The organism is Streptomyces erythrochromogenes (assembly GCF_040684695.1).
GTDB lineage: Bacteria > Actinomycetota > Actinomycetes > Streptomycetales > Streptomycetaceae > Streptomyces > Streptomyces erythrochromogenes_C.
On the sequence record NZ_JBFBGM010000060.1, the window covers coordinates 1 to 5,621 of the forward strand.

At 71.1% G+C, this 5,621-nt stretch carries 4 protein-coding genes, 1 tRNA gene and 1 pseudogene; 1 reads left to right on the plus strand and 5 read right to left on the minus strand.

Translation table 11 applies throughout. From position 1 onward, the window contains the following. The 5 genes and pseudogenes from AB0O53_RS38240 to AB0O53_RS38260 all read right to left on the minus strand — a co-directional run. Window positions 1–152: pseudogene (locus tag AB0O53_RS38240) on the minus strand (aminoacyl-tRNA hydrolase); the annotation flags it as partial. A 99-nt stretch (window positions 153–251) separates the two neighbouring features. Next, entirely contained in the window at window positions 252–845 is a 594-nt protein-coding gene (locus AB0O53_RS38245; protein ID WP_350994260.1) for a 50S ribosomal protein L25/general stress protein Ctc, read from the minus strand. A gap of 175 nt (window positions 846–1,020) precedes the next feature. After that, window positions 1,021–1,998 (minus strand): ribose-phosphate diphosphokinase, encoded by a 978-nt coding sequence (locus tag AB0O53_RS38250; protein WP_030027111.1) that lies wholly within the window; start codon window positions 1,996–1,998, stop codon window positions 1,021–1,023. Window positions 1,999–2,131: 133 nt separating this feature from the next. After that, window positions 2,132–3,577: a bifunctional UDP-N-acetylglucosamine diphosphorylase/glucosamine-1-phosphate N-acetyltransferase GlmU gene (glmU, locus tag AB0O53_RS38255; protein ID WP_350994257.1), complete on the minus strand. Its 1,446-nt coding sequence runs from the start codon at window positions 3,575–3,577 to the stop codon at window positions 2,132–2,134. 110 nt (window positions 3,578–3,687) lie between these two features. Continuing rightward, window positions 3,688–3,759, minus strand: a tRNA-Gln gene (locus tag AB0O53_RS38260). A 210-nt stretch (window positions 3,760–3,969) separates the two neighbouring features. Between AB0O53_RS38260 and AB0O53_RS38265 the strand changes: the two genes are divergently transcribed. Then, window positions 3,970–5,247, plus strand: coding sequence for a sensor histidine kinase (locus tag AB0O53_RS38265; protein ID WP_365201831.1), 1,278 nt, complete (start codon window positions 3,970–3,972; stop codon window positions 5,245–5,247). Window positions 5,248–5,621 lie beyond the last annotated feature (374 nt).

The window sequence follows — 5,621 nt, forward strand, 5'->3', positions numbered from 1 at the left end:
TGGGCCCGCGCCTTGTGCGCCTTGAACTTCCCGCCGATCCGCTCCGCCAGCAGATCGGCCACCATGAACCCGATGTTGTGGCGGTTCCCGGCGTACTCCGCACCCGGATTGCCCAGGCCGACGATCAGCCAGGGCGCCGCGTCGTCCGACATCAAAAGCTCCTTACCGCCTAGAACGAGGACGACCGCCGTCCCGCTCCAGTGGAGCCGGACGGCGGTCGGTCAGCAACTGCTGAGGGGCAGGGGCGAGGCTCAGGCCTCGGCGCCCTCGGTCTCACCCTCGGCCTCGGCGGCCGGCTCCTCGGCCTGCGGGGCGACGACCTGCAGGACGGCGGTCTCACCGTCGACGGCCAGGGCGGTGCCGGCCGGCAGCTTCAGGTCGGAGGCGTGCACGGTCGCACCGGCCTCCAGGCCCTCGATCGAGACGGTGATCTCGCTCGGGATGTGGGTGGCCTCGGCCTCGACGGAAACGGCCGTCAGGAGGGTCTCCAGCAGGTTGCCGCCGGCGGCCAGGTCGCCCTCGGTGACGACCGGAACCTCGACGACGACCTTCTCGCCCTTCTTGACGATCAGGAAGTCGACGTGGGTCAGGGTGCGCTTGACCGGGTGACGCTGCACGGCCTTCGGGATGACCAGCTCGGTGCCGTCGCCCGCGATGTCCAGGGACAGCAGGACGTTCGGGGTCTTCAGCGCCATCATCAGGCCGTGGCCCTCGACGTCGACGTGCTTCGGGGCGGTGCCGTGGCCGTAGATGACGCCGGGGACCAGGCCGTCGCGGCGGGCCTGACGGGCGGCACCCTTGCCGAAGTTGGAACGGCTGGAAGCGGAAAGCTTGACCTCGGACATGCTCACTCCTCGTGGGGTGATGGAAAGGGACACAGTCACCCGGCCTGAACGGCCTGCTACGAAGAGCGCGTCGATAACGGAGTATCCGCACACAAGTGCGGCCTCCCTCGCCGAGCAACTCGAGGAGTCTACCCGGCGGGGAGGCCGCACTTCAAAAGGATCTACGCGGCAGCGATTACTGCTGCTCCTCGAACAGGCTCGTCACCGAACCGTCCTCGAAGACCTCGCGCACCGCGCGCGCGATCATCGGGGCGATCGACAGCACCGTGATCTTGTCCAGCTCCAGGTCCGACGGGTCCGGCAGCGTGTTCGTGAAGACGAACTCGCTCACCTTGGAGTTCTTCAGGCGGTCGGCCGCGGGGCCCGACAGGATGCCGTGCGTCGCCGTCACGATCACGTCCTCCGCGCCGTGCGCGAAGAGCGCCTCGGCCGCGGCGCAGATCGTGCCGCCCGTGTCGATCATGTCGTCGACCAGGACGCAGACGCGGCCCTTGACCTCACCGACGACCTCGTGGACGGTCACCTGGTTGGCGACGTCCTTGTCGCGGCGCTTGTGCACGATCGCCAGCGGCGCGTCCAGACGGTCGCACCAGCGGTCCGCCACCCGCACGCGGCCGGCGTCCGGGGACACGATCGTCAGCTTGGTGCGGTCCACCTTCGCGCCCACGTAGTCCGCGAGGACGTTCAGCGCCGAGAGGTGGTCCACCGGGCCGTCGAAGAAGCCCTGGATCTGGTCGGTGTGCAGGTCGACCGTGAGGATGCGGTCCGCACCCGAGGTCTTCAGCAGGTCCGCCACCAGACGCGCCGAGATCGGCTCGCGGCCCTTGTGCTTCTTGTCCTGGCGGGCGTACCCGTAGGACGGGATGATCACGGTGATGGAACGTGCCGACGCGCGCTTCAGCGCGTCGATCATGATCAGCTGCTCCATGATCCACTTGTTGATCGGAGCCGTGTGGCTCTGGATCAGGAAGCAGTCCGCGCCACGCGCCGACTCCTGGAAGCGGACGTAGATCTCACCGTTCGCGAAGTCGAAAGCCTTGGTCGGCACGAGGCCGACTCCCAGCTGGTGCGCGACCTCCTCGGCCAGCTCGGGGTGGGCGCGGCCGGAGAAGAGCATCAGCTTCTTCTCGCCGGTCGTCTTGATCCCGGTCACAGCACTGTCTCCTCAGACGTGTTGAAGCTGCTCGCCCCCATGTGCGTCCGTCCCGCACACGGTGAGCCAGCCGAATTGCGTGCACCTATCACGGTACGCCGTTCGAGACGTACCTGTTTCCGGTCAGTTCACCTCAAGGGCGCTCGGAGTCCTCCGAGGCCGCCGACTGCGCAGCCGTGGCGGCGGCACTTCCCGGACGCTTGCGAGCCACCCAGCCCTCGATATTCCGCTGCTGGCCACGGGCCACGGCCAGCGCACCGGGCGGCACATCCTTCGTGATCACGGACCCGGCGGCCGTGTAGGCCCCGTCCCCGATGGTGACGGGTGCCACAAACATGTTGTCCGACCCCGTCTTGCAATGCGAGCCGACGGTGGTGTGGTGCTTGTGCTCACCGTCGTAGTTCACGAAGACGCTCGCCGCGCCGATGTTCGTGTACTCGCCGATCGTCGCGTCGCCGACGTACGACAGGTGCGGCACCTTGGTGCCCTCGCCGATCGTCGCGTTCTTCATCTCGACGTAGGTGCCGGCCTTGGCCTTCGCCCCGAGCGTGGTGCCCGGACGCAGGTACGCGAACGGACCCACGCTGGCCTGCGGGCCCACGACCGCGCTCTCGGCCACCGTGTTGTCCACGCGGGCGCCCGCACCCACCCGGGTGTCCCGCAGTCGGGTGTTCGGGCCCACCTCGGCGCCCTCGGCGACGTGCGTGGCGCCCAGGAGCTGGGTGCCGGGGTGCACGATCGCGTCCTGGCCGAAGGTCACGGTCACGTCCACGAAGGTGCTGGCCGGGTCGACGACCGTGACGCCCGCGAGCATGGCCTGCTCCAGCAGGCGCGCGTTCAGCAGGGCGCGGGCCTCGGCGAGCTGCACGCGGTTGTTGATCCCCAGGATCTGGCGGTGGTCGCTGCCCACGGCCGCGCCGACCCGGTGGCCGGCCTCGCGCAGGATGCCGAGGACGTCGGTGAGGTACTCCTCGCCCTGGCTGTTGTCGGTGCGGACCTTGCCGAGCGCGTCGGCGAGCAGGGCGCCGTCGAAGGCGAAGACGCCCGAGTTGATCTCGCGGATGGCGCGCTGGGAGTCGGAGGCGTCCTTGTGCTCGACGATCGCGGTCACGGCGCCGCCGGCGTCGCGCACGATGCGGCCGTAGCCGGTGGAGTCGGGCACCTCGGCGGTCAGCACGGTGACGGCGTTGCCGTCGGCGGCGTGCGTCCGCGCGAGCCGGTCCAGGGTCTCCCCGGTCAGCAGCGGGGTGTCGCCGCAGACGACGATCACGGTGCCGTCGACGGGCCCGCCGAGCTCTTCGAGGGCCATGCGGACGGCGTGGCCGGTGCCGTTCTGCTCGTGCTGGACGGCGGTGCGGACGTCGGCGTCGATGCCGGCGAGGTGCGCGGTGACCTGCTCCCGGGCGTGCCCGACGACGACGACGAGGTGTTCGGGGTCCAGCTCGCGGGAGGCGGCGACCACGTGACCGACGAGCGAGCGCCCGCAGATCTCGTGCAGAACCTTGGGTGTCGCCGACTTCATGCGGGTGCCTTCACCCGCTGCGAGTACGACGACGGCTGCCGGGCGGTTGGCGCTCACGGGTGTGCCCTTCGGCTTCGGGGGTGGACCCGTGAAGGATACCGGGGCGTTAACGCCGTGAAACGAGGCCGGGTCCCGACCTCTGTGGTCAGGACCCGAACGTGCGTGAGCTCCCCCGCCAGGACTCGAACCCGGACATAAGGCACCAAAAGCCTCAGTGCTGCCAATTACACCACAGGGGACTATTTATGACTGGACCGGACATTGCGTCATGGTGGCCGAGTCGACGGCACCTACTATGCCGCACCACCACCCTCCGATGCGACGGTAAAGATCGTGCCGTGCGGGGCGCGTGCCGCGGCATCCGGCCGATTCGGCGGCGCGTACGGCTGTCGGTGCGCGGGGGAATTTCTGTCGGTGGTCTGTCGGGACGCCTGCGTACGCTGGACGGCATGACCAGTACGGGGGAAGTGGAAGGCCGCGCTGGGCCGCCTTTGTGGTGGGCGCGGCGGCGGGATGCCGTGGTGGACGTGGCGCTGGCCGCGGTGTCCGCGGCGGAGTGCGCGTGGGAGGGGATCCGCTTCGCGCACGAGGCGGGGATCCCCGTGGCCGCGGGGGTGGTGTTCGGCGCCGTGGTGGGGACCGTGCTGGTGCTGCGGCGGCGCTGGCCGATCGCCGTGGTGCTGGTGGGGATCGCGGTGGCGCCGGCCGAGATGGGCTTCCTGCTGTCGGTGGCGGGGATGTACTCGCTGGCCTCGTCCGAGGTGCCCCGGCGGATCATCGCCGCGCTGGCCTCGATGTCGCTGGTCGCGACCTTCGTCGTGATGTACCTGAAGACGCGCGGGGACGTGGAGGCCGATCCGGCGCTCGTGGTCGCGCTGTCCGGGTTCGTCGCGGTGGCGCTGACCGTGCCGCCCGTACTGCTCGGGCTCTACATCGGCGCCCGGCGCCGGTTGATGGAGAGCCTGCAGGAGCGGGCCGACTCGCTGGAGCGGGAGCTGTCGCTGCTGGCGGACCGGGCGGAGGAGCGGGCCGAGTGGGCCCGTACCGAGGAGCGGACGCGGATCGCGCGGGAGATGCACGACGTGGTCGCGCACCGGGTGTCGCTGATGGTCGTGCACGCGGCCGCGCTGGAGGCGGTGGCGGTCAAGGACCCGGAGCGGGCGGCGAAGAACGCCGCGCTCGTGGGGGACATGGGGCGGCAGGCGCTGACGGAGCTGCGGGAGATGCTCGGCGTCCTGCGGGCGGCGCCGCCGAAGACGGCCGTGGCGGCGGCCGCCGCCGCCACGACGGCGACCGTGCCGGTGGGTGCGGTCGCGCTCGTGGGCGGTGCGGACGAGGGGCCCTCGCTGGAGGAGCTGGAGGCGCTGGTCGGCCAGTCGCGGGCGGCCGGGATGGCCGTCGAGATGGTCGTGCAGGGCGAGGGGGCGGCGTACGCGGCGGAGGTGGAGCAGACGGCGTACCGGGTGGTGCAGGAGGCGCTCACCAACTGCCACAAGCACGCCCCGGGCGCGCGGGTCGTCGTACGGCTGGCGCACCGGGAGGGTGAGGTGGCGATGCAGGTGGAGAACGGGCCGTGCGAGGGCGCCTCCGGCGGGGTCGGACTGCCGAGCGGCGGGAACGGGCTGGTCGGCATGCGGGAGCGGGTGCTCGGGCTGGGCGGGGTCTTCGTGTCCGGTCCGACGGACGCGGGGGGCTTCAGGGTCTCGGCGGTGCTGCCGATCTCCTAGCCCCTTCGGCTCCCGCCGGGGTTGCGGTCCTGGGGTGGCTCCTGCTCGGCCGCTCGGCTCCCGCCGGGGGTTGCGGGGTTTTCGCGGGGCGGGATGGGTCGGGTGGGGCGGTGCCCCGGCGGAGTGTCTCCTCGGCTCGGCGCGTGCGGGCGTTCTCGGCCAGGCGGCCCGGGTTGCGCGCTCGTCCTGCGGGGACACTCCGCCGTGTCCCCACCCCACACCACTGCTCCGGCGCTCGCGGAACCGGGCTCGTACTGCTGGAGTGGGGACGGTGAGGGGTGTCCCCGCAGGACGAGCGCGCAACCACCGGGTACAGCCGAGACATGCCCGCACGCGCCGAGCCGAGGAGACACCCCTCGGCGGCACCGCGACCC

What these genes read in the sequence shown, in the direction of transcription:
- AB0O53_RS38245 (WP_350994260.1), bottom strand. Translation starts at nt 845, where the DNA reads ATGTCCGAGGTCAAGCTTTCCGCTTCCAGCCGTTCCAACTTCGGCAAG.
- AB0O53_RS38265 (WP_365201831.1), top strand. Translation starts at nt 3,970, where the DNA reads ATGACCAGTACGGGGGAAGTGGAAGGCCGCGCTGGGCCGCCTTTGTGG.